At 42.3% G+C, this 20,967-nt stretch carries 18 protein-coding genes; all 18 read left to right on the top strand.

Features of this window, described 5'->3' with window-relative positions; translation table 11 throughout:
- The first annotated feature begins 93 nt into the window (after positions 1-93).
- The 18 genes from dpaA to AC6CHU_RS02965 all read left to right on the top strand — a co-directional run bounded on the left by dpaA (position 94) and on the right by AC6CHU_RS02965 (position 20,917).
- Positions 94-996, top strand: a complete 903-nt coding sequence (gene dpaA / locus AC6CHU_RS03050) for a dipicolinic acid synthetase subunit A (RefSeq protein WP_159862710.1) — start codon at positions 94-96, stop codon at positions 994-996.
- Positions 993-1,592: a dipicolinate synthase subunit B gene (dpaB, locus tag AC6CHU_RS03045; RefSeq protein WP_159862711.1), complete on the top strand. Its 600-nt coding sequence runs from the start codon at positions 993-995 to the stop codon at positions 1,590-1,592. Before dpaA ends, dpaB begins: the two co-directional genes overlap by 4 nt.
- Positions 1,593-1,880: 288 nt before the next feature.
- A complete protein-coding gene (gene asd, locus AC6CHU_RS03040) occupies positions 1,881-2,930 on the top strand; it encodes an aspartate-semialdehyde dehydrogenase (protein ID WP_159862712.1) in 1,050 nt (349 codons plus the stop codon).
- A 46-nt stretch (positions 2,931-2,976) separates the two neighbouring features.
- Positions 2,977-4,221, top strand: coding sequence for an aspartate kinase (gene dapG, locus AC6CHU_RS03035; RefSeq protein ID WP_251282839.1), 1,245 nt, complete (start codon positions 2,977-2,979; stop codon positions 4,219-4,221).
- Positions 4,222-4,347: 126 nt separating this feature from the next.
- A complete protein-coding gene (dapA, locus tag AC6CHU_RS03030) occupies positions 4,348-5,214 on the top strand; it encodes a 4-hydroxy-tetrahydrodipicolinate synthase (RefSeq protein ID WP_159862714.1) in 867 nt (288 codons plus the stop codon).
- 317 nt (positions 5,215-5,531) lie between these two features.
- Positions 5,532-7,199 (top strand): ribonuclease J, encoded by a 1,668-nt coding sequence (locus AC6CHU_RS03025; RefSeq protein ID WP_251282840.1) that lies wholly within the window; start codon positions 5,532-5,534, stop codon positions 7,197-7,199.
- A 139-nt stretch (positions 7,200-7,338) separates the two neighbouring features.
- Positions 7,339-8,079 carry a ClpP family protease gene (locus AC6CHU_RS03020; protein ID WP_159862758.1) on the top strand — a complete coding sequence of 247 codons (741 nt, stop codon included), beginning with the start codon at positions 7,339-7,341 and terminating at the stop codon, positions 8,077-8,079.
- On the top strand, positions 8,076-8,297 hold the full coding sequence (locus tag AC6CHU_RS03015) for a YlzJ-like family protein (RefSeq protein ID WP_159862716.1): 222 nt from the start codon (positions 8,076-8,078) through the stop codon (positions 8,295-8,297). The genes AC6CHU_RS03020 and AC6CHU_RS03015 overlap by 4 nt, the downstream gene beginning before the upstream one ends.
- 164 nt (positions 8,298-8,461) lie before the next feature.
- Entirely contained in the window at positions 8,462-10,801 is a 2,340-nt protein-coding gene (locus tag AC6CHU_RS03010; protein WP_251282841.1) for a DNA translocase FtsK, read from the top strand.
- Positions 10,802-11,229: 428 nt separating this feature from the next.
- Entirely contained in the window at positions 11,230-11,955 is a 726-nt protein-coding gene (locus AC6CHU_RS03005; RefSeq protein ID WP_159862718.1) for a GntR family transcriptional regulator, read from the top strand.
- Positions 11,956-12,027: 72 nt separating this feature from the next.
- Positions 12,028-13,134 carry a BMP family lipoprotein gene (locus AC6CHU_RS03000; RefSeq protein ID WP_159862719.1) on the top strand — a complete coding sequence of 369 codons (1,107 nt, stop codon included), beginning with the start codon at positions 12,028-12,030 and terminating at the stop codon, positions 13,132-13,134.
- A 235-nt stretch (positions 13,135-13,369) separates the two neighbouring features.
- Positions 13,370-14,905, top strand: coding sequence for an ABC transporter ATP-binding protein (locus AC6CHU_RS02995; protein ID WP_251282842.1), 1,536 nt, complete (start codon positions 13,370-13,372; stop codon positions 14,903-14,905).
- The gene (locus AC6CHU_RS02990; protein ID WP_159862721.1) at positions 14,898-15,944 is read left to right on the top strand and encodes an ABC transporter permease; all 1,047 of its coding nucleotides are present in this window, start codon (positions 14,898-14,900) and stop codon (positions 15,942-15,944) included. Before AC6CHU_RS02995 ends, AC6CHU_RS02990 begins: the two co-directional genes overlap by 8 nt.
- Complete coding sequence (locus AC6CHU_RS02985; protein ID WP_159862722.1) at positions 15,945-16,904, top strand: ABC transporter permease; 960 nt, start codon at positions 15,945-15,947, stop codon at positions 16,902-16,904.
- Between the two features lie 287 nt (positions 16,905-17,191).
- The gene (gene yfmF, locus AC6CHU_RS02980) at positions 17,192-18,472 is read left to right on the top strand and encodes an EF-P 5-aminopentanol modification-associated protein YfmF (RefSeq protein WP_251282843.1); all 1,281 of its coding nucleotides are present in this window, start codon (positions 17,192-17,194) and stop codon (positions 18,470-18,472) included.
- Positions 18,472-19,761, top strand: coding sequence for an EF-P 5-aminopentanol modification-associated protein YfmH (gene yfmH, locus AC6CHU_RS02975; protein WP_251282844.1), 1,290 nt, complete (start codon positions 18,472-18,474; stop codon positions 19,759-19,761). Before yfmF ends, yfmH begins: the two co-directional genes overlap by 1 nt.
- 59 nt (positions 19,762-19,820) lie before the next feature.
- Positions 19,821-20,543, top strand: a complete 723-nt coding sequence (gene ymfI, locus AC6CHU_RS02970) for an elongation factor P 5-aminopentanone reductase (RefSeq protein ID WP_159862725.1) — start codon at positions 19,821-19,823, stop codon at positions 20,541-20,543.
- A 116-nt stretch (positions 20,544-20,659) separates the two neighbouring features.
- Positions 20,660-20,917: a DUF3243 domain-containing protein gene (locus AC6CHU_RS02965; protein ID WP_159862726.1), complete on the top strand. Its 258-nt coding sequence runs from the start codon at positions 20,660-20,662 to the stop codon at positions 20,915-20,917.
- Positions 20,918-20,967 lie beyond the last annotated feature (50 nt).

Here is a 20,967-nt window from a genome sequence, read left to right as displayed (position 1 = left end):
GGTGCGAAGATACTTTTTACCAGAAGTCATGCAGTTTATGGCTTCAAAAATAAATGCTTTCTAAAAAGAAAGAAAAAAGAAGGTGAGTGTTGCATGCTGACAGGAACCCAAATTGCAGTTATCGGCGGTGATGCAAGGCAGCTTGAAATCATCCGTAAACTGACCGAGCTTGATGCCAAGCTCGCATTAATTGGTTTTGAGCAGCTCGATCATGCGTTCTCTGGTGCGGTAAAAGAAAAAATTGATGAAGTGGACTTTTCCAATATAGACGCGATTATTCTGCCAGTTCCCGGTACGGGGCTGGAGGGTCAGATTGATACCATTTTCTCCAATGAAAAAGTGATTTTTGAAGAGGAAATTCTTTCCCAGACTCCACCACACTGTACAGTGTATTCCGGCATTACCAATTCATATTTAACCGGAATTACGAAATCGGCAGACCGGCGTCTTGTTCAGTTATTTGAAAGGGATGATGTAGCTATTTATAATTCCATCCCAACAGTTGAAGGAACCATCATGATGGCGATCCAGCATACAGATTTCACCATTCATGGTTCTAATATTGCCGTAATCGGCCTTGGCAGGGTTGGAATGAGTGTAGCAAGAACCTTTCATGCACTAGGGGCAAAAGTGAAGGTGGGTGCAAGAAAAAGTGAGCACATCGCCAGGATAACGGAAATGGGCCTAACCCCATTTAACCTGAAAGAGATTGAGGATGCAGTAAAAGATGTTGATATTTGCATAAACACAGCTCCCCATTTAGTGGTGACAGCGTCCGTCATATCAAAGATGCCGACACATACGCTCATCATTGATCTGGCTTCAAAGCCCGGAGGAACCGATTTTCGATACGCAGAAAAACGGGGTGTAAAAGCACTGCTTGCCCCTGGGCTGCCAGGAATCGTTGCTCCGAAAACAGCCGGACAAATACTGGCGAATGTTCTTTCTCAACTGATTAAGGAAGATTTGCAAAAGAGAAAGGGGAATAAAATATGAGCTTGAAAGGAAAAAGAATCGGATTCGGATTAACGGGATCGCACTGCACTTATGATGCAGTGTTCCCTGAAATAGAGAGACTTGTTCTTGCAGGAGCAGAAGTTCTTCCAGTCGTTACCTTTACGGTAAAGAGCACTGAGACCAGATTCGGAAAAGGGGAGGACTGGGTTCAAAGAATTGAGGATTTGACCGGGCATAAAGTGATTGATTCCATAGTGAAAGCGGAACCGCTGGGACCTAAGATCCCGCTTGATTGCATGGTGATTGCCCCGCTTACCGGAAATTCGATGAGCAAATTCGCGAATGCCATGACTGATTCTCCTGTGCTGATGGCAGCAAAGGCAACTCTAAGAAACGGAAAACCAGTCGTCCTGGGAATATCCACAAATGATGCATTGGGTTTAAACGGAGTAAACTTAATGAGACTAATGGCTACGAAAAATATTTATTTTATTCCATATGGCCAGGATGATCCAGTTAAAAAGCCAAATTCTATGGTGGCAAGAATGACAGCATTATCTGATACAGTGCTTCATGCCATTGAGGGCAAACAGATTCAGCCGGTTTTAGTGGAAAGATATAAAGACGATATTTAGCCCCCCCTATTTTTTCTAGCAAAAATTTTAGTCCTTTAGTGAACGAATATGTTAGAATAAAGATTACTAAGATAACCAACCTCCAAGCTATGTTTAAAAAATTATTAACCACTTGGAGTATTGACAATATGCTGATAATATAAATGGAAGCCTGCCATCTTTATAATCAGGCAGGAAACGGCTGCCAATTGACTTTGGCTGCCGTTCTATTGAATTTTGGGCTATTGGTTTTCACTAAAAATTAATTTTGCTAGAAAAATATAATGGTACTGGAAGGGGAAAAGAAATTTGGAACAGAAAAAAGGATTTCATGTAGCGGTAGTTGGAGCAACTGGTGCAGTTGGCCAGCAAATGATTCAAACGCTGGAAAATAGAGATTTTCCAATCTCTCAATTAACCCTTTTATCATCAGCCCGTTCTGCCGGATCAAAGGTAGCATTCAAGGGCCAGGAGTATACGGTTCAGGAAGCAAAGCCAGAGAGCTTTAAAGGCGTAGACATCGCCCTATTCAGCGCGGGAGGAAGCGTTTCACTGGATTTGGCTCCGCATGCAGTGGAACATGGTGCCATTGTGGTAGATAATACAAGTGCTTTCCGAATGGATCCTAATGTGCCTCTTGTCGTACCTGAAGTAAATGAAGACGACCTTCATACGCATAATGGCATTATCGCCAATCCAAACTGTTCAACAATTCAAATGGTTGTAGCACTAAAGCCGGTTAAAGAAAAATTCGGCTTGAAAAAAGTGATTGTTTCTACTTACCAGGCTGTATCAGGTTCAGGGGCAGCTGCAGTTGAAGAACTGAATGAGCAGACAAAAGCCATAATTAATAATGAGCCATATGAGCCTGCAATTCTTCCTGTTAAAAGCGATAAAAAACACTATCAGATTGCTTTCAATGCGATTCCGCAAATTGATAAGTTTCAGGAAAATGGCTACACGTTTGAGGAAATGAAAATGATCAATGAGACAAAGAAAATCATGCATATGCCTGAGCTGCAAGTAGCTGCTACATGCGTGCGTCTCCCAGTGGCAACCGGACACTCAGAGTCCCTATATTTTGAAGTGGAATCAGACGGCGTTTCTGCAAATGAAGTAAAGAGCCTGCTTGAAAATGCTCCAGGTGTTGTCCTGCAGGATGACCCGGAAAATCAGATTTACCCTATGCCTGCTGATTGTGTCGGAAAAAACGATGTATTTGTGGGACGGATCCGCAAAGATCTTGACGAGGATAAAGGCTTCCATATGTGGGTAGTTTCTGATAATCTTCTTAAAGGAGCAGCATGGAATTCCGTGCAAATCGCCGAAAGTCTAATTAATCTAGGAATAGTAAAATAAAATAGGTATCGTATTCTCTTCATGTTGAGAGGTTAGAGGTGTTTTAATGAATATCATCGTTCAAAAATTTGGAGGCACATCAGTACGCGACGAGAGCAGCCGCAAGCATGCTATGACACATATAAAAAAAGCGCTGGCAGATGGATACAAGGTTGTTGTTGTTGTTTCGGCAATGGGCCGAAAAGGAGATCCATATGCAACCGACACAATGCTTTCGCTTGTAGAAGGCAATAATGCCAAAATCAGCAGACGAGAAACAGATCTTCTGTTATCATGCGGTGAGGTCATTTCAAGTGTTGTATTTTCAAACATGCTGAATGTACATGGAATCCCTGCAGCAGCTCTGACCGGGGCACAGGCAGGATTTAGAACAAATAATGATCATACTAACGCAAAAATCATTGATATGAAATGTGACAGACTTTTAAAAGAGCTTGAAAATCATGATGTTATCGTAGTAGCAGGATTTCAGGGATCTTCTAAAACCGGTGATGTCACAACAATTGGGAGGGGTGGCAGTGACACCTCTGCTGCGGCTCTAGGAGCAGCCCTAAATGCGGAGTGGATAGATATCTTTACGGATGTGGAAGGCATCATGACCGCAGATCCGCGTATTGCAGAAAATGCCCGCCCATTATCTGTGGTCACTTACACAGAGGTCTGCAATATGGCTTATCAGGGGGCTAAGGTCATTCACCCCCGCGCAGTCGAAATTGCCATGCAGGCTAAAATTCCGATCAGAATCCGCTCAACATACTCCGACAGTCTTGGAACGCTTGTTACAACATTAAATAAGAACAGACGCGGAACTGATATTAAAGAACGTTCGGTAACTGGAATAGCCCATGTTTCCAATGTGACACAAATAAAGGTACTTGCGAAAAAAGACCAATATGATCTTCAGTCTGAAGTCTTTAAAGCCATGGCAAACCATGGGATCAGTGTTGACTTTATCAATATCTATCCGAATGGCGTCAATTATACAGTTACGGAAGAAATGACCGATAAAGCCATTAGTATATTAAAGGGCCTTGGTCATGATCCGCTGGTTGAAAGAGAGTGTGCAAAAGTTTCGGTTGTGGGTGCTGGAATGCAGGGCGTACCCGGTGTGGCCTCACAGATCGTTACGGCATTGTCTGAGCAGGGAATCCGTATCCTGCAATCTGCAGACAGTCATACAACAATCTGGGTACTGGTCAAACAGGCAGATTTGATAAAGTCTGTTAATGCATTGCACGATGCTTTCCGCCTGGAAGAAGATTTATCGGAATATGAGAGAACAGATATTTAATATTAGAAAATAACATGTTTAAAAAAAGGAAAAAGAACCACTCAGCGGTTAACGTCGGATTTGCATCCTAATCGGCAGATCCGCCCGTTTTTTCCAATCTTTTAAACATCTGCAAGGAGTGTAAATATGGTTCTATTTGGCAGAGTGTCAACAGCAATGGTAACCCCTTTCGATAATAAAGGACATATTGATTTTCCCAAGACCACACAGCTTATTAATCATCTGATTGAAAACGGTACAGATTCATTGGTCGTTGCCGGGACAACCGGAGAATCGCCAACTTTAACAAAAGAGGAAAAGCTGGCATTATTCAAACACGCAGTGAAAGTAGCTGACAAACGTGTACCTGTAATTGCCGGCACTGGAAGCAATAATACGTATGAATCCATTGAGTTAACGAAAAAGGCAGAACAATTGGGTGTAGATGCCATCATGATCGTGGCACCGTATTACAATAAGCCAAACCAGGAAGGGCTTTACCAGCATTTCAAGGCAATTGCGGAAAGCACAAACCTCCCGGTAATGGTTTATAATATTCCGGGACGGTCTTCAGTGAATATTCTGCCTGAGACAATCATACGCCTGTCGGAAATCTCTAACATCGCAGCAGTGAAAGAAGCAAGCGGAGATCTGAATGCAATGGCAAAGATTATTGCTAATACGGATGAGAGCTTCATGGTTTACAGCGGTGATGACGGGCTTACTCTTCCGTGCATGGCAATAGGCGGGACTGGAATTGTTTCTGTTGCTTCCCATGTAATAGGAAATGAAATGCAGGAAATGGTCACAGCTTACCTGAATGGCGAGAATGAGAAAGCTGCAAAAATTCATCAAAAAATTCTTCCGATTATGGAAGGGCTTTTTGCTGCACCAAGCCCAGTGCCAGTTAAAACAGCGCTGCAGCTTAAAGGACTTGATGTCGGATCAGTCCGTCTTCCAATGGTTCCGTTAACAGAACAGGAACGCAGTGCAGTTGCTGCCTTATTTAAATAATAGCAGGAATGCCAACCAGTGTTTTGCTGGTTGGCATTTATTTTTTTATTTGGGGAATTTATGACTTCCAAAATCAAAGGCCTTAAAAGAAAAAAGTCGCTAAAAAGCTATCATGGCGACCAAACTCAACGGCTATAAAATAAAAAAGATAGACATAGAGCTGTCTTAACCTCCAGAAACAGAGACAATAATTTTTAAACACCTCAGAACACGCAAATAATGCCCATGTATAAATTTGGTTGTCATGGTTTTACGACTTCAAGTATAATATGGATAACTGATCTTGATCGGCTGAACATGCATGGGAGGATAATACATTGAAAAAGAGACAGAATGAAAGCATCAAGGTGGCAGCACTCGGAGGAGTCGGAGAACTTGGAAAGAACATGTATTTGGCAGAGGTGGACGAGGATATTTATGTTATCGACGCCGGATTAATGTTTCCTGAAAACGAAATGCTCGGAATTGACATAGTGATACCGGATGTTACATATTTAGTTCAAAATAAGGAAAGGGTAAAAGGGATTTTTCTGACACATGGACACGAGGATCACATCGGGGCCCTGTCTTATGTGCTTGCAAAGGTCAATGTTCCTGTTTACGGAACAAAGCTGACTCTGGCGCTGGCTAAAGCCAAAATGAAGGAACAGGAATACAAAGGAAAAACGCAGTTTATTGAGATTAATTCAGATACCAAGGTTGAATTTGATTCGGCAGATGTAACTTTCTTTAGGACGAGCCATAGCATACCTGACAGTGTCGGAGTGGCGATACATACTTCAGAGGGTGCAATTGTGTATACCGGCGACTTTAAATTCGATCAGGCAGCTGCTGACTTATACAAACCTGAAATCGGCAAGATGGCGCGCTTAGGTGAAGAGGGGGTTCTTTGCCTTCTATCTGACAGTACAGAAGCAGAAAAACCTGGCTACACCAACTCTGAATCTATAGTAGCCAGAGAGATGACAGCTGCATTTTATGCTGCTAAGGGGAGAGTCATTGCAGCTTCATTTGCATCTGACTTAATTCGAATACAGCATATTTTTGATGCGGCGATCGAAACAGGGAGAAAAATGGCAGTGGTCGGCAAAAGTCTGCAGAGAATCTATGATATTGCTCTGCAGCTCGGGTATTTGCAGGTAGGAGAAGATGTAATTATTCCTGTCACTGAGATAGGCAAATACAGTGATGATCAAATCGTTGTTCTTACTACGGGTACACAGGGTGAGCCGATCGAGGCCCTTCAAAAAATGGCGAAGCAGTCCCACAGACAGGTCAATATTAAACAGGGTGATACGGTATTACTTGCAGCATCACCATTAAGAGGTACAGAGGTATTTATTTTTAAAACGATTGATATGCTGTTTAGAGCGGGTGCTGAGGTGATCCCAGGAAAGGGTACCTTTAATACCTCCAGCCATGGCAGCCAGGAAGAGCTTAAATTTATGATTAATCTGATGAGTCCCAAATTGTTCATCCCGGTTCATGGGGAGTACCGAATGCTGAAAGCCCATGCAAAGGTTGCTATGGAATGCGGATTATCTAGCGAACAAATTTACATCCCGGATAAAGGCGATGTAGCAGAAATTACGGAAGGTTCAATCGTTTCCGGAGGAAAAATCCCATCAGGCAATGTGCTGATTGACGGGATCGGTGTCGGTGATGTCGGGAATATTGTCTTAAGAGACCGAAAGCTCCTTTCTCAGGATGGCGTTTTATTAGTGGTGGTTACTCTTAATAAAAAGGAAAAGACAATATCTGCAGGCCCTGAAATCATAACAAGAGGATTTGTATATGTCAGGGAATCAGAAAAGCTTCTTGAGGAAGCTGTAAGAATAGTAAAAGAAGCGGTAGAACAGAACCTTGCCAGAGAAGCATTTGACTGGTCAGGCATTAAGCAGGATATGCGTGACAGCCTTAATCAGTATCTTTATGAAAAAACAAAACGCAGACCAATGATCCTTCCTATTCTTATGGAGGGATAACAATTAGAGCACAGCCCGCATCAATTGCCGGACTGTGCTTTTTGCTCTCTCCCCTCACGCAATTTAGCGCATGAAAAATGATCTCGCGTTCATACTAACAATATATTGCTTGAAGGGAGAAATAAGGATGGAAAACGATATGAAAAATAACCGCAATGAGAGCGGTGAAGGGCAAGAACAGACGAAAGAGGATAAACCTTCTGCCCTTATGGAGAAAATTCAGCAGCTTGGCCAAACAAATGTGCCGCAGCTTTCTCAGGATTCCAAAATTCACTGCTTGACCATTGTTGGACAGATCGAAGGGCATCTTCAGCTTCCGCCGCAAAATAAAACGACAAAATATGAGCACTTAATTCCTCAGATCGTAGCGATTGAGCAAAACCCAAAAATAGAAGGTCTTTTGGTCATCTTGAATACTGTTGGCGGAGATGTGGAAGCCGGGCTGGCAATATCAGAGATGCTTGCTTCTTTATCTAAGCCAACAGTCTCCATTGTCCTCGGAGGAGGGCATTCCATCGGTGTGCCTATTGCGGTATCATGCGATTATTCCTTTATTGCAGAGACGGCTACGATGACCATTCACCCTATCAGACTGACCGGACTGGTAATCGGTGTGCCGCAAACGTTTGAGTATATGGATAAAATGCAGGATCGGGTAATTAATTTTGTAACGAAGCATTCTAATATCTCCGAACAAAAATTTAAAGACCTTATGTTTGATAAAGGCAACCTGACCAGGGATATTGGGACGAATGTGGTCGGCAGGGATGCTGTTGAATATGGACTGATTGATGAAGTAGGCGGGGTCGGGCCTGCGCTTGCAAAGCTGAATGAGCTGATTGATATAAATAAACCAAAAGAAGAAGTGATTGTACAATGATCCTTTATACAATGATGCCGCAAGAGCTCATTTATCAAAGTGAGCAGGACGATTTTGGCAGGCAGAAGATTGTCTCATATGAAGGAATCCCTCTATTGGTTGAAATGAATGCAGGACAGGAGTGCCGAATTTTAAGAATCATGAGCAGCGATCCTACCCATTATATGGATGAAAGATGTACTCCCGGGTCCATGATCACTTTAACGCAGTTAAGCTGATAATTCCTTACAAAAAACAACTTAATTAAGGAGCGTTATGATATAATAAAAGTAACGTTAGAAGCAGCCAAAAAATGGCTGCTTCTTCTTTCATAACAGACCTGAAGTATTACATAATGCAATTTTGATGAAGATGTTAATAAGAACAATGATAAGGTGATAATATGGCCAAGAGAAAGAAAAGAAAGTCTAAAAAGAACGAAACATTGAAACGGACGATGAAATTTGAACTAATTGCCCTGATTTTACTGGCACTTGCGGTAATATCAATTGCTAAGCTTGGAGCAGTCGGCAATGCAACGGTACTTTTTTTCCGGTTCTTTATGGGAGAATGGTACATGCTTAGCCTCATTGGGCTCGTTATCTTTTCAGGTTACCTGATGTGGAAGAGGGCACTTCCCTATTTATTCCACACTAAACTAATCGGTATTTATCTTATCATCAGCTCCCTTCTGCTGTTGAGTCATGTAACATTATTTCAGCTTCTCTCAAATGGAGGGAAGTTTGATGATCCGAGTGTAATAGCCAATACATGGGAACTATTCCGGATGGAAGTCAGGGGTGAAACAAGCACAACCGACTTAGGGGGCGGAATGCTTGGAGCTATCTTTTTTGCTCTCTTTTATTATCTTTTTGATGAAGCAGGTTCAAAAATTGTAGCCTTTTTATTAATAATAATAGGCTTTGTACTTATTACAGGAAAAACATTCGGAGATGCTGCAGGGAAAATGATGGCCGCAATTCTGAATTTCTGCAAGAAACAATGGACTGCATTTATAGATGATATGAAAGAATGGATACAAAAAGGCAGAGAAAGACGAGAAGAGAGGCAGGCAAGAAGAGAGGAAGCACAGCAGGATTCTCAGGAGGAAGAAGAACCTGAAACAGTAATAACAATCAATAATTCTGCTGAAGCGCTATCTGAGCCAGCTCCCGAACCAATTATTTCAAGCTTTGCTGAAAGAGCTTATCAGGATGATGTTCTCGAAGCACCTTCTAATCAGCCACAGGAAAAGGCAGTCACAGAGCCGGAGGATGAGAATGCACCTCCAATCACGTTTACAGAAGTGGAAAATAAAGATTACGAGCTGCCGCCTATCAGACTCTTAAAACTGCCAAGGCAAACTGATCAAAGCGGTGAATATGAGCTTATCCACGCGAATGCTGCTAAGCTTGAAAGAACATTTCAGAGTTTTGGAGTAAAAGCAAGGGTGACACAGGTTCATTTAGGACCGGCTGTTACAAAATATGAGGTACATCCCGATGTAGGGGTTAAGGTAAGCAAAATAGTCAGTCTGAATGATGATTTGGCACTCGCGCTGGCAGCTAAGGATATCCGGATTGAAGCGCCAATCCCGGGTAAATCAGCTATTGGGATTGAAGTCCCTAACTCTGAAGTGGCAATGGTTTCTCTGCGGGAAGTAATTGAATCCAAACAAAATGACAGACCGGACTCCAAGCTTATGATCGGACTTGGCCGTGATATCACCGGAGAAGCTGTCCTGGCAGAACTAAACAAAATGCCCCATCTTCTTGTTGCCGGCGCGACAGGAAGCGGGAAGAGTGTTTGTATTAACGGAATTATTACCAGCATTCTAATGAGGGCAAAACCACATGAAGTAAAATTAATGATGATTGACCCTAAAATGGTTGAATTGAATGTTTATAATGGGGTGCCTCACTTATTGGCGCCGGTAGTGACAAATCCGAAGAAAGCGGCGCAGGCTCTTCAAAAAGTCGTCAGCGAAATGGAAAGGCGATATGAGCTCTTTTCCCATACTGGCACAAGGAATATCGAAGGCTACAATGAGTATGTAAAGAGGCATAATGCCGAGGAGGAAGCACAGCAGCCTCTCCTGCCGTATATTGTTGTGATAGTGGACGAGCTTGCAGACTTAATGATGGTGGCATCCTCCGATGTTGAGGATGCAATCACGCGCCTTGCTCAAATGGCACGGGCAGCAGGCATTCATTTAATCATCGCAACCCAGCGTCCGTCAGTGGATGTTATCACAGGTGTAATTAAGGCAAATATTCCTTCAAGGATAGCGTTTGCTGTTTCATCGATGACTGATTCAAGAACTATCCTGGATATGGGAGGAGCGGAAAAACTTCTAGGAAGAGGAGATATGCTCTTTCTGCCTGTAGGTGCTTCCAAGCCAGTCCGTGTACAGGGTGCCTTTCTGTCAGACGAAGAAGTTGAAGAAATAGTGGACTTCGTTATTGGCCAGCAAAAGGCGCAATATCAGGAAGAAATGATTCCGGAGGATATCCCGGAAGCTGCAGGTGAAGTGGATGATGATCTATATGAAGAAGCCGTTGAATTAATATTGGAAATGCAGACGGCATCTGTATCCATGCTTCAGAGAAGATTCAGGATAGGTTATACGAGAGCGGCAAGGCTTATTGATGAAATGGAAGCAAGGGGCATTGTCGGACCCTATGAAGGCAGTAAGCCAAGGGCTGTGCTGCAGGGCAAGCCTTCGGAAGAAGCAAGCTCTTAAAATTTATAAGTATGACATATTAAAAAATGGCCAGTCTCCGGACGGCCATTTTTTTTATGTATAAAGAACTTACTTGCCTGAAAAACGAGGACAATAAAAAATATACTTGAATAAGCCATACTACTAAAAGCGCTTACATAAAATGAAAGAGGTATGGTACTTTCATCTCATCATGAAATAGTATTAATTGAGAGGTGCATTTATGGATGGGGAGTAAATGTAACCGTTTTCAATATGGTATTATACCAGAAAAAAAGAATTGGTACAGAGGGATTCATAAACATTTTTGTTCTTTTCACCTTTTTTCGACAAATTGATAAATTTCTATTTCTTTATTGGGTAAAAAGTGTTATAGTATTTTCGATTAGTAGGAATGATTGAACATCAGAGGTCTGATGTCTTGAGAACTGAAGTTGGAGGAACCCTGCATGTCTATTAAGTCAGATAACCGGCATTTATATTTGCAAGTCATCGATCGATTAAAACAAGACATTGAAGATGGAGTGTATAAAGAAAAAGAAAAACTTCCTTCCGAATTTGATCTTGCCAAACAGCTTGGTGTCAGCAGAGCTACACTGCGGGAGGCGCTGCGCATTCTTGAAGAAGAAAACGTCATCATCCGCCGTCATGGTGTAGGCACCTTTGTCAATGCAAAGCCGCTATTTACATCCGGCATCGAACAGCTTAATAGTGTCACAAATATGATTTTACAGGCAGGGATGAAGCCTGGAACCGTTTTCTTGAGTTCTGTAACAATGGGACCTACAGAAGATGATATCCGCAGATTCTCATGTGCTTCAGACCAGGAAATTGCTGTGATTGAGCGGGTTAGAACGGCAAATGGTGAACCGGTCGTTTATTGTGTGGATAAAGTTCCTGAGAATATTCTCCCGGACACATTTTCCCACGAGCAGGAGTCGATTTTCAACATGCTTGAAGAAGAGGCTAACCGGAAAATCACTTATGCTGTTGCCCAAATCGAGCCTATTGGCTATCACGAGAAAATTTCGCCTATTCTGGAATGTGACCCGGAAACTGCACTGCTTGTACTTAAGCAGATGCATTTCGATGAAGCGGATACTCCGATTCTATATTCGGTCAATTATTTCAGAGCTGATAAGTTCAGTTTCCATGTCCTCAGAAAAAGAATCTAGCTTTTGAGGATGCGTGAAAATACAATCATTCATTCCGCTAATGCAAAAACAATTTCTTAGGGGGTACCAACCTTGAAAAAGCGTAAATTTGGATTGGCGCTATCTTTAGTTCTTGCTGCTGGAACAATTCTGGGTGCTTGCGGCAAAAGTGAGGAAAAAGGCGGAGAAACAGCTGGCGGAGACGATAAAGAAAAAGCATTCTCTGTAGCGATGGTAACAGATGTCGGCGGTGTAGATGATAAATCATTTAACCAATCTGCTTGGGAAGGTTTAAAAGCATTTGGTGAAGAAAATGAACTTGAAAAAGGAAAAGGCGGATTTGACTATCTTCAATCGCAGTCAGATGCTGACTATTCTACAAACCTGAATACATTAGCACGTCAGGACTTTGATCTTGTTTTTGGAATCGGTTTCTTAATGGAAGGTGCAATCAATGAGATTGCCCAGCAGCAAAAAGATTCTCATTTCGGTATCGTTGACGCGGTCGTAGATCAGCCGAACGTAGCAAGCATTATGTTTAAAGAGCAGGAAGCTGCTTTCCTTGCAGGTGTAGCTGCAGCAAATGCAACTAAAGAAAACAAAATTGGTTTCATCGGCGGTATGGAAATTCCGGTAATCGAGCGTTTTGAATCTGGTTTCCTTGCTGGTGTTCAAGCGGTAAACCCTGATATTAAAGTAGAAGTACAATATGCTGGAGCATTTGATAAAGCTGAATTAGGTCAGACAATTGCTTCTAAAATGTACTCTTCTGGCGTAGATGTAATCTTCCACGCTGCCGGCGGAACTGGGAACGGTCTTTTCAAGGAAGCTCGTGACCTTAAAAAGAAAGACCCGGCAAGAGAAATTTGGGCAATTGGTGTTGACTCAGATCAGACAGCTGAAGGTGTAGTTGAAATCGATGGGAAAGAGCACAATGTAATTCTTACATCTGCTCTAAAGCGTGTAGATAATGCTGTTAAGGACCTTTCTACTAAAGCTAAAGACGGCAATTTCCCTGGCGGAGAAACAACTACTTACGGATTGGCTGAAGATGGTGTAGGCCTTGCTCCTATCAACCCTGAAGTATCTACAAAAGCAGAAATTGAAGGTGCAGTTAAAGAATGGCAGGACAAGATTAAGAATGGTGACCTGACTGTTCCATCTTCAAAAGATGAACTGGCTTCTTTCTCAGTTGAATAAATAAAATTAAGGAATAAGCAGGTTGCACTGCGGCCTCTTATTCCTTTTTTATAGAAATTAAAAGTTTAATTGAAGGACAGAACAGATTCTGTATTTCACTTAGATTTTTAATGCATTAATTATTTTTTATATTATTTAGGAGCTTGGCCTTTCGGCCGGGTTTTTCTAAGAAATCCCAAGGTCTGACCTCTTACTACTAATGATTTCCTTATATTTTGAGCAAGGAGTGAAACGAATGGATTATATTATTGAAATGCTCAACATTCGCAAGGAGTTTCCTGGAATCGTTGCGAATGATAATATCACGCTTCAGCTGAAACCAGGTGAAATTCATGCGCTGCTTGGCGAAAATGGTGCAGGCAAGTCAACGTTGATGAACGTCCTTTTTGGCCTATATCAGCCTGAAAAGGGTGAAATCAAAGTTAAAGGAAAACCGGTGCGCATCACAGATCCTAATATAGCAAACGAGTTGGGCATCGGTATGGTCCACCAGCATTTCATGCTTGTAGACCGTTTCACTGTCACTGAAAATATTATTCTAGGAAAAGAAACAACCAAAGGCGGAAAAATAGATATTAAAAAGGCTGAAAAAGAAGTGAGGGAGATATCCGAGCGATATGGACTTGCTGTTGACCCTCAGGCTAAAATTTCAGATATTTCAGTAGGAATGCAGCAGCGGGTGGAGATCTTAAAGACTCTCTATCGGGGTGCTGAAATCCTTATTTTTGATGAACCTACTGCTGTTCTGACTCCGCAGGAAATTAAAGAGTTAATCCAAATTATGAAAACGCTGATTCAGGAAGGCAAATCTATTATTCTGATCACTCACAAGCTGAAAGAAATAATGGAAGTGTGTGATCGGGTAACAGTTATCCGCAAAGGAGTTGGAATTGGAACAGTAAATGTCACTGAAACCAACCCGAATGAACTTGCCAGCTTAATGGTGGGAAGGGAAGTTACTTTTAAAACAGATAAATCAGACTCTAACCCGCAGGATCAGGTGCTTGAGATTCAAGGATTAAATGTGAAAGATTCACGGGGACTGGGTGTAGTTAATAATCTAAACCTTAATGTGCGCGCAGGTGAAATTGTCGGTATTGCCGGTGTAGACGGAAATGGACAGTCAGAGTTAATTGAAGCGATTACCGGTTTGAGGAAGTCTGAAAGCGGTTCAATTAAATTGAATGGCAAAGAAATCGCGAATATGCCTCCTCGTAAAGTTACGGAGACAGGTGTAGGGCATATTCCTCAGGACCGCCATAAACATGGACTAGTTCTCGATTTTCCTATCGGAGAAAATATGGTTTTGCAATCTTATTATAAAGCTCCATTCTCTAATAAGGGAGTTCTCAACTTTAAAGAAATATACAGCAAAGCAAAAAAGCTGATAAAAGAATTCGATGTCAGAACTCCGAGTGAATTTACTCTTGCCAGGGCACTTTCCGGCGGTAATCAGCAAAAAGCCATAATCGGGCGTGAAATTGACCGCAATCCGGATCTTCTGATTGCTGCTCAGCCGACACGTGGCCTTGACGTTGGTGCAATTGAATATATTCACAGGCGTCTGATTGAACAGCGCGACCAGGGGAAAGCAGTGCTGCTTATTTCATTTGAATTAGATGAAATTATGAATGTCAGCGACCGGATTGCTGTTATTTATGAGGGTGAAATTGTAGCGGTAGTTGACCCGACACAAACAACAGAACAAGAATTAGGTTTATTGATGGCCGGTTCTAAACGGAAGGAAGCGGGTGGCGAAAACCATGTCTAATCGCATGAAGAATATTGTCGTACCTCTAGTTGCCGTTCTCCTCGGGGTATTAGTAGGGACAATCATTATGATAGCAACAGGGTATAATGCCGGATCTGCATTTATTGCCCTATGGAACGGTGCTTTCGGAGAAATCTACTACACTGGTGAAGTAATCAGACAGGTGACTCCTTATATTCTTGCCGGTTTGGCGGTTGCATTTGCTTTCCGTACTGGCTTATTTAACATCGGTGTTGAAGGACAGCTGATCGTCGGGTGGCTTGCAGCTGTTTGGGTAGGGGTTGCATTTGAACTTCCAAAATTCATTCATCTGCCGCTTGCGGTTCTCGCAGCAGCTGCGGCTGGTGCGCTGTGGGCATTCATACCGGGCCTTTTGAAAGCCAAGTTTAAAGTGCATGAAGTAATTGTCACGATTATGATGAACTATGTGGCCTTGCATGTAACGAACTATATTATCCGTACGGTTCTTTCAGAAAAAAGTGACCGGACAGAAATGATTGCAGAATCTGCATCATTGCGTTCCCCGTTTCTAGAGGGATTAACTGATTATTCCCGTCTGCACTGGGGAATTTTAATTGCTTTAGCTTGTGTGTTTATTATGTGGTTCCTTTTGGAAAAAACAACAAAGGGTTACGAATTGCGCGCTGTAGGCTTTAACCAGCATGCATCTGAATATGCAGGCATGAGTGTCAGCAGAAATATCATCCTGTCAATGGTAATCTCAGGAGCATTTGCAGGTCTTGCGGGTGCGATGGAAGCGTTGGGGACATTCGGCTATGCAGCTATTAAGGGCGGATTTACCGGAGTAGGCTTTGATGGTATTGCGGTAGCATTATTAGGCGGCAATGGCCCAATTGGAATTATTTTTGCAGCATTGCTATTCGGAAGCTTGAAGGTTGGCGCCTTGAACATGCCGCTTGAGGCTGGAGTTCCAAATGAACTGGTTGATATTATCATTGCTCTTATTGTTTTCTTTGTTGCAGCAAGTTATATGATTCGCATCTTAATTGACCGTATCAGCAAAAAGGGGGTGAAGTAAGTGGGCTTAATGGAGATCTTATTAATTATTATTCCATCAACCTTGCTTTGGGCAGCCCCGCTTATATTCACTGGTTTGGGCGGAAACTTTTCAGAAAGCTCCGGTGTTGTAAATATCGGTTTAGAGGGCTTGATGGTAATTGGAGCATTCACTGCCATTGTTTTTAACCTGACATTTGTTGATGTATTTGGCAGTATGACTCCGTGGGTTGCATTACTTGCAGCTATGGTTGTGGGCGCTTTACTATCCATCCTGCATGCTGTTGCTTCTATTACGTTTAGAGCAGACCAGGTTGTGTCAGGGGTTGCGATTAACCTTCTTGCAATTGGTGCAGCACTGTTCCTGGTTAAATACATTTATGGAAAAGGGCAGACAGATATCATTCAAAAAGGATTCAGCAAAGTGGATATCCCATTTTTGAGTGACATACCTGTTATCGGCAAGTTGTTTTTTTCAAACACGTATTATACGTCATTCGCTGCCATCGCCGTTGCATTCCTGGCCTGGTTTGTGATGTTTAAAACCCCATTCGGGCTAAGGCTTCGGGCGGTTGGTGAACATCCAATGGCTGCCGATACAATGGGTATCAATGTAACAAGGATGAGATATATTGGGGTATTAATCTCCGGAGCACTTGCAGGAATAGGCGGCGGGGTGTACGCACAATCGATTTCTTCAGATTTCGGGCATGCGACCATCAGCGGACAGGGCTTTATGGCTCTGGCGGCATTGATCTTTGGTAAGTGGCATCCGCTTGGTGTTATGGGTGCGGCTTTATTCTTCGGATTTGCGCAAAGCTTGAGCATCATCGGCTCCAGCCTTCCATTCCTTGAGAATATTCCAAATGTATATCTTCTCATTGCACCATATGTATTAACGATTCTGGCATTAACAGGTTTCATCGGACGTGCCGATGCTCCAAAAGCATCTGGTACTCCTTATATAAAAGGAAAGCGTTAAAAAGCAAAGCCTCATTTCTTCTCGGAAATGGGGTTTTTTTGCTCAGATTTATTGTGGGAGTTCGCTCACTCATGTACAAGCCGCTAGCGCTTATCATATATATATAAACCTTCCAATACAGCCAATAACTTGAAATAAAGAAATAGGGCAAGGTATAGTAAGAATATGATTTATTACAAAGGATATTATAGAAGATAGCAGCAAAGTGTTTACATATAGGGGATGTTCCCTCTTTTTACTATTGAATGAACTTTGGACTCATTAATTAACTGACAGGAGGAAAAGACATGGCCGTAATCTCTGAATCCGTAAAACCCATGAATGGCTATAAGCTTCACGTGGTTAAAACAGAGAAATATAAAACCAATACCCTGGTTTGGAAAATGAAAGCCCCGCTGGAAAAGAGTACTGTTACATTAAGATCCCTTTTGCCTCATGTATTGCAGAGCAGCAGCTCGTCCTACCCTGCGACTGGAAAACTGCGCGCATACCTTGATGAATTATATGGTGCAACGCTTTTCGTAGATCTGGCCAAAAAGGGCGAGTATCATGTCATTACCATTTCAGTTGAAATTGCAAACGAAAAATTTCTTTCAGATCCAACTCCTCTTTTGAAAAAAGCGTTCCAATTTTTAGCGGAAATCTTGACAAAGCCAAATGTGCATGAAGGCGCTTTTGACCCGGATACCGTTGAAAAAGAAAAAAGGACGCTTAAACAGAGAATTCAATCCGTTTACGATGATAAAATGCGCTATTCCAATTTTCGGCTGGTTCAGGAAATGTGCAAAAATGAGCCATATGCTCTGCATGTGCATGGCGAGAAGGATGATGTGGACAATATCACTCCTCAAAGCCTCTATGAATATTATCAGCAGGCCTTGGCGCAGGATGAACTCGATTTATATGTTATTGGTGATGTGGAAGAGGCAGATGCCGAAGCCTATGCAGGTGAACTTTTAACTTTTGAGAAGAGAACACCACAGGCAGCCCCTTCATCCCCTGTTAATACCAAGGAATCTGTAAACGAAGTCAGGGAAGAACAGGATGTGAAGCAGGGGAAACTAAATATCGGCTACCGGACAAATGTCGTTTACGGTGACCCGGAATATTATGCTCTTCAGGTATTCAATGGAATCTTCGGTGGTTTTTCTCACTCAAAACTGTTTTTGAACGTCAGGGAAAAAGCCAGTCTCGCTTACTACGTAGCCAGCCGTCTGGAAAGCCATAAAGGATTAATGATGGTAATGTCAGGGATCGATAACAATAACTATGATCAGGCAGTGAGTATCATTAAAGAACAACTGGAAGCCATGCAAAACGGTGACTTTACTGAACAGGAAATGGAACAGACCAAAGCAGTGATTAAAAATCAGCTTCTGGAGACTGTTGATACAGCACGCGGGATTGTCGAAGTCCTTTACCATAATGTTGTTTCAGGAAAAGAAATTACCCTTCAAACCTGGATGGATGAAATGGATAAGGTAACAAAAGAGGAAATTGCCCTAACAGCCAAGAAGGTCAGTTTGGATACTGTGTATTTTCTGACAGGAAAGGAGGCAGGCAAGTAATGGAAAAAATCACTTTCGACCAGCTTCAGGAAGCATTGTATTATGAAAAGCTTGATAATGGTCTCGATGTATATATTTTGCCGAAAAAGGGATTTAACAAGACCTATGCCACCTTTACGACAAAGTACGGATCAATTGACAACCATTTCCTGCCCCCCGGAAAAGAGGAGTTTATAAAGGTTCCGGATGGGATTGCTCATTTTTTGGAGCATAAGCTCTTTGAAAAAGAGGACGGTGATGTGTTTCAGCAATTCAGCAAGCAGGGAGCATCAGCTAATGCTTTTACATCTTTTACAAGGACAGCTTATCTATTTTCCAGCACGTCAAATGTAGAGTTGAATCTTGAAACGCTTATAGATTTTGTGCAGGACCCATATTTTACAGAGAAGACTGTTGAAAAAGAGAAAGGCATCATTGGCCAGGAAATCACCATGTATGATGACAATCCTGACTGGCGCTTATATTTTGGATTAATAGAAAATATGTTCAAAAACCATCCTGTTAAAATCGATATCGCAGGTACGATTGAGTCCATTTCCGATATCACAAAAGATATGCTGTATGAATGCTATGAAACGTTCTACCACCCAAGCAACATGCTGCTGTTCATCGTTGGACCAGTTGATCCGGATCAGATTATGTCTCAGGTGAAGAATAATCAAAGCAAAAAGGATTATAAAGAGATGCCGGAAATCAAACGCCAATTCGAGGAAGAGCCGCCTGAAACGGCTGAAAAGAAAAAAGTTCTAGAGATGAATGTCCAGACCTCTAAGTGCCTGGTTGGGATCAAGAGCAGTACGGCAAATCAGTCTGGCAAAGAAATGCTTTTAAATGAACTGAGTCTGAATGTGCTGCTGGATATTTTATTTGGTAAAAGTTCTGAGCATTACAGCACACTGTATAATGAAGGGTTAATTGATGACACATTCTCCTATGATTATACACAGGAGCAGGGCTTTGGCTTTGCCATGGTAGGCGGAGACACAAATAATCCTGACCGTTTGGCTGAAACGCTGCAAAAGATGCTGCTCGATTCAAGGGAAAAGGGAGCAATTTCACAGGAAACACTTGATCGGACAAAGAAGAAGAAAATAGGTGCATTCCTGCGGGCTGTCAATTCACCGGAATATATCGCCAACCAATTTACCCGGTATGCTTTTAATGATATGGATTTATTCGATGTTGTGCCGACCCTTGAAAGCATCACGCTTGAGGATGTGGAAAATGCGGCTGGAAACTTAATAAGCGAAGAAAGGTTTACGGTTTGCCAGGTTGTCCCTAAGAAATAAGAAGCAGTTGCTGCAGAGCGCCATTAAATGGCGCTTTGCTTTTTTCGGGAGGAATTGAAATGAGGAAATTTGCATTAGTAACTGGAGCAAGCGGAGGAATCGGCCAGGCAGTCAGCGTCAAACTGGCAGAAGAAGGCTATTCGCTTTATTTGCATTACAATCAAAATAAAGAGGAGATCAACAGGCTCCTCGACCGCCTGCAAAGGATTGGCGGAGAATATATTCCGATCCAGGCAGACCTTTCTGTGCCAGGCGGTTATAAAAAAATTAGCTCTAACATATTTTCGCTTGATGCCATTATCCATAATAGCGGAACCGCTCAATATGGACTACTTACTGAAATAAATCAAACCGAATTGGAAGCTCTAATGAACCTTCATGTGAACTCGCCGCTTCTTTTGACCAAAGAGCTTCTGCCAAAACTTTTGTCAAAGGGGAGCGGAAATATTATAGTGGTTTCCTCAATATGGGGCCAAACAGGTGCTGCTTGTGAAGTTGCTTACTCAGCTGCAAAGGGTGCACAAATTGCTTTTGCAAAATCTTTAAGCAAGGAGGTTGCCCTGAACGGGGTGAGGGTTAATGCTATAGCCCCTGGTGCAGTTGAGACAGCCATGCTGAATGATTTTACTGAAGAAGAGCTTGAAACTGTAAAAAGTGAAATTCCTATGGGCAGGCTTGCCTTGCCTGCTGATATAGCCAACGCCATTGCCTTTCTTCTTTCAGATAAGGCCTCGTATATTACCGGGCAGGTCATGGCAGTAAACGGCGGCTGGTATACGTAACTGCAAATCGCTAAAAGAAGTGTCATTTATTTTTAAGAGTCATTTCCATGTGCATGCATATTTTATTCAGCTCCTAAGCACAATATAATTGTACAACATTTAAAGGAGGCAAAATCATGTCTGTACTAGATAACTGGCAGCAATGGAAAGATTTCCTTGGCGATCGTCTTCATCAGGGAATGGATCAGGGAATGAATAAAGAAACAGTAAATGACCTTGCTTTTCAAATCGGCGATTATTTAGCTAAGCAAGTTGAGCCTAAGAATGACCAGGAAAAAATCCTGGCTGATCTTTGGTCTGTAGCAAGTCCTGAAGAGCAGCATGCGATTGCCAATATGATGGTAAAGCTAGTTCAAAACGACGGTACTCGCTAAGAAAATTATAGAAATCAGGGAAAAGAGAGGCTTGGCCTCTCTTTTCGATT

It is taken from the genome of Cytobacillus sp. GQ23, from assembly GCF_059758675.1.
Note: the sequence above shows the minus strand (reverse complement) of the source record. Positions and strands in the feature narration are given on the sequence as shown.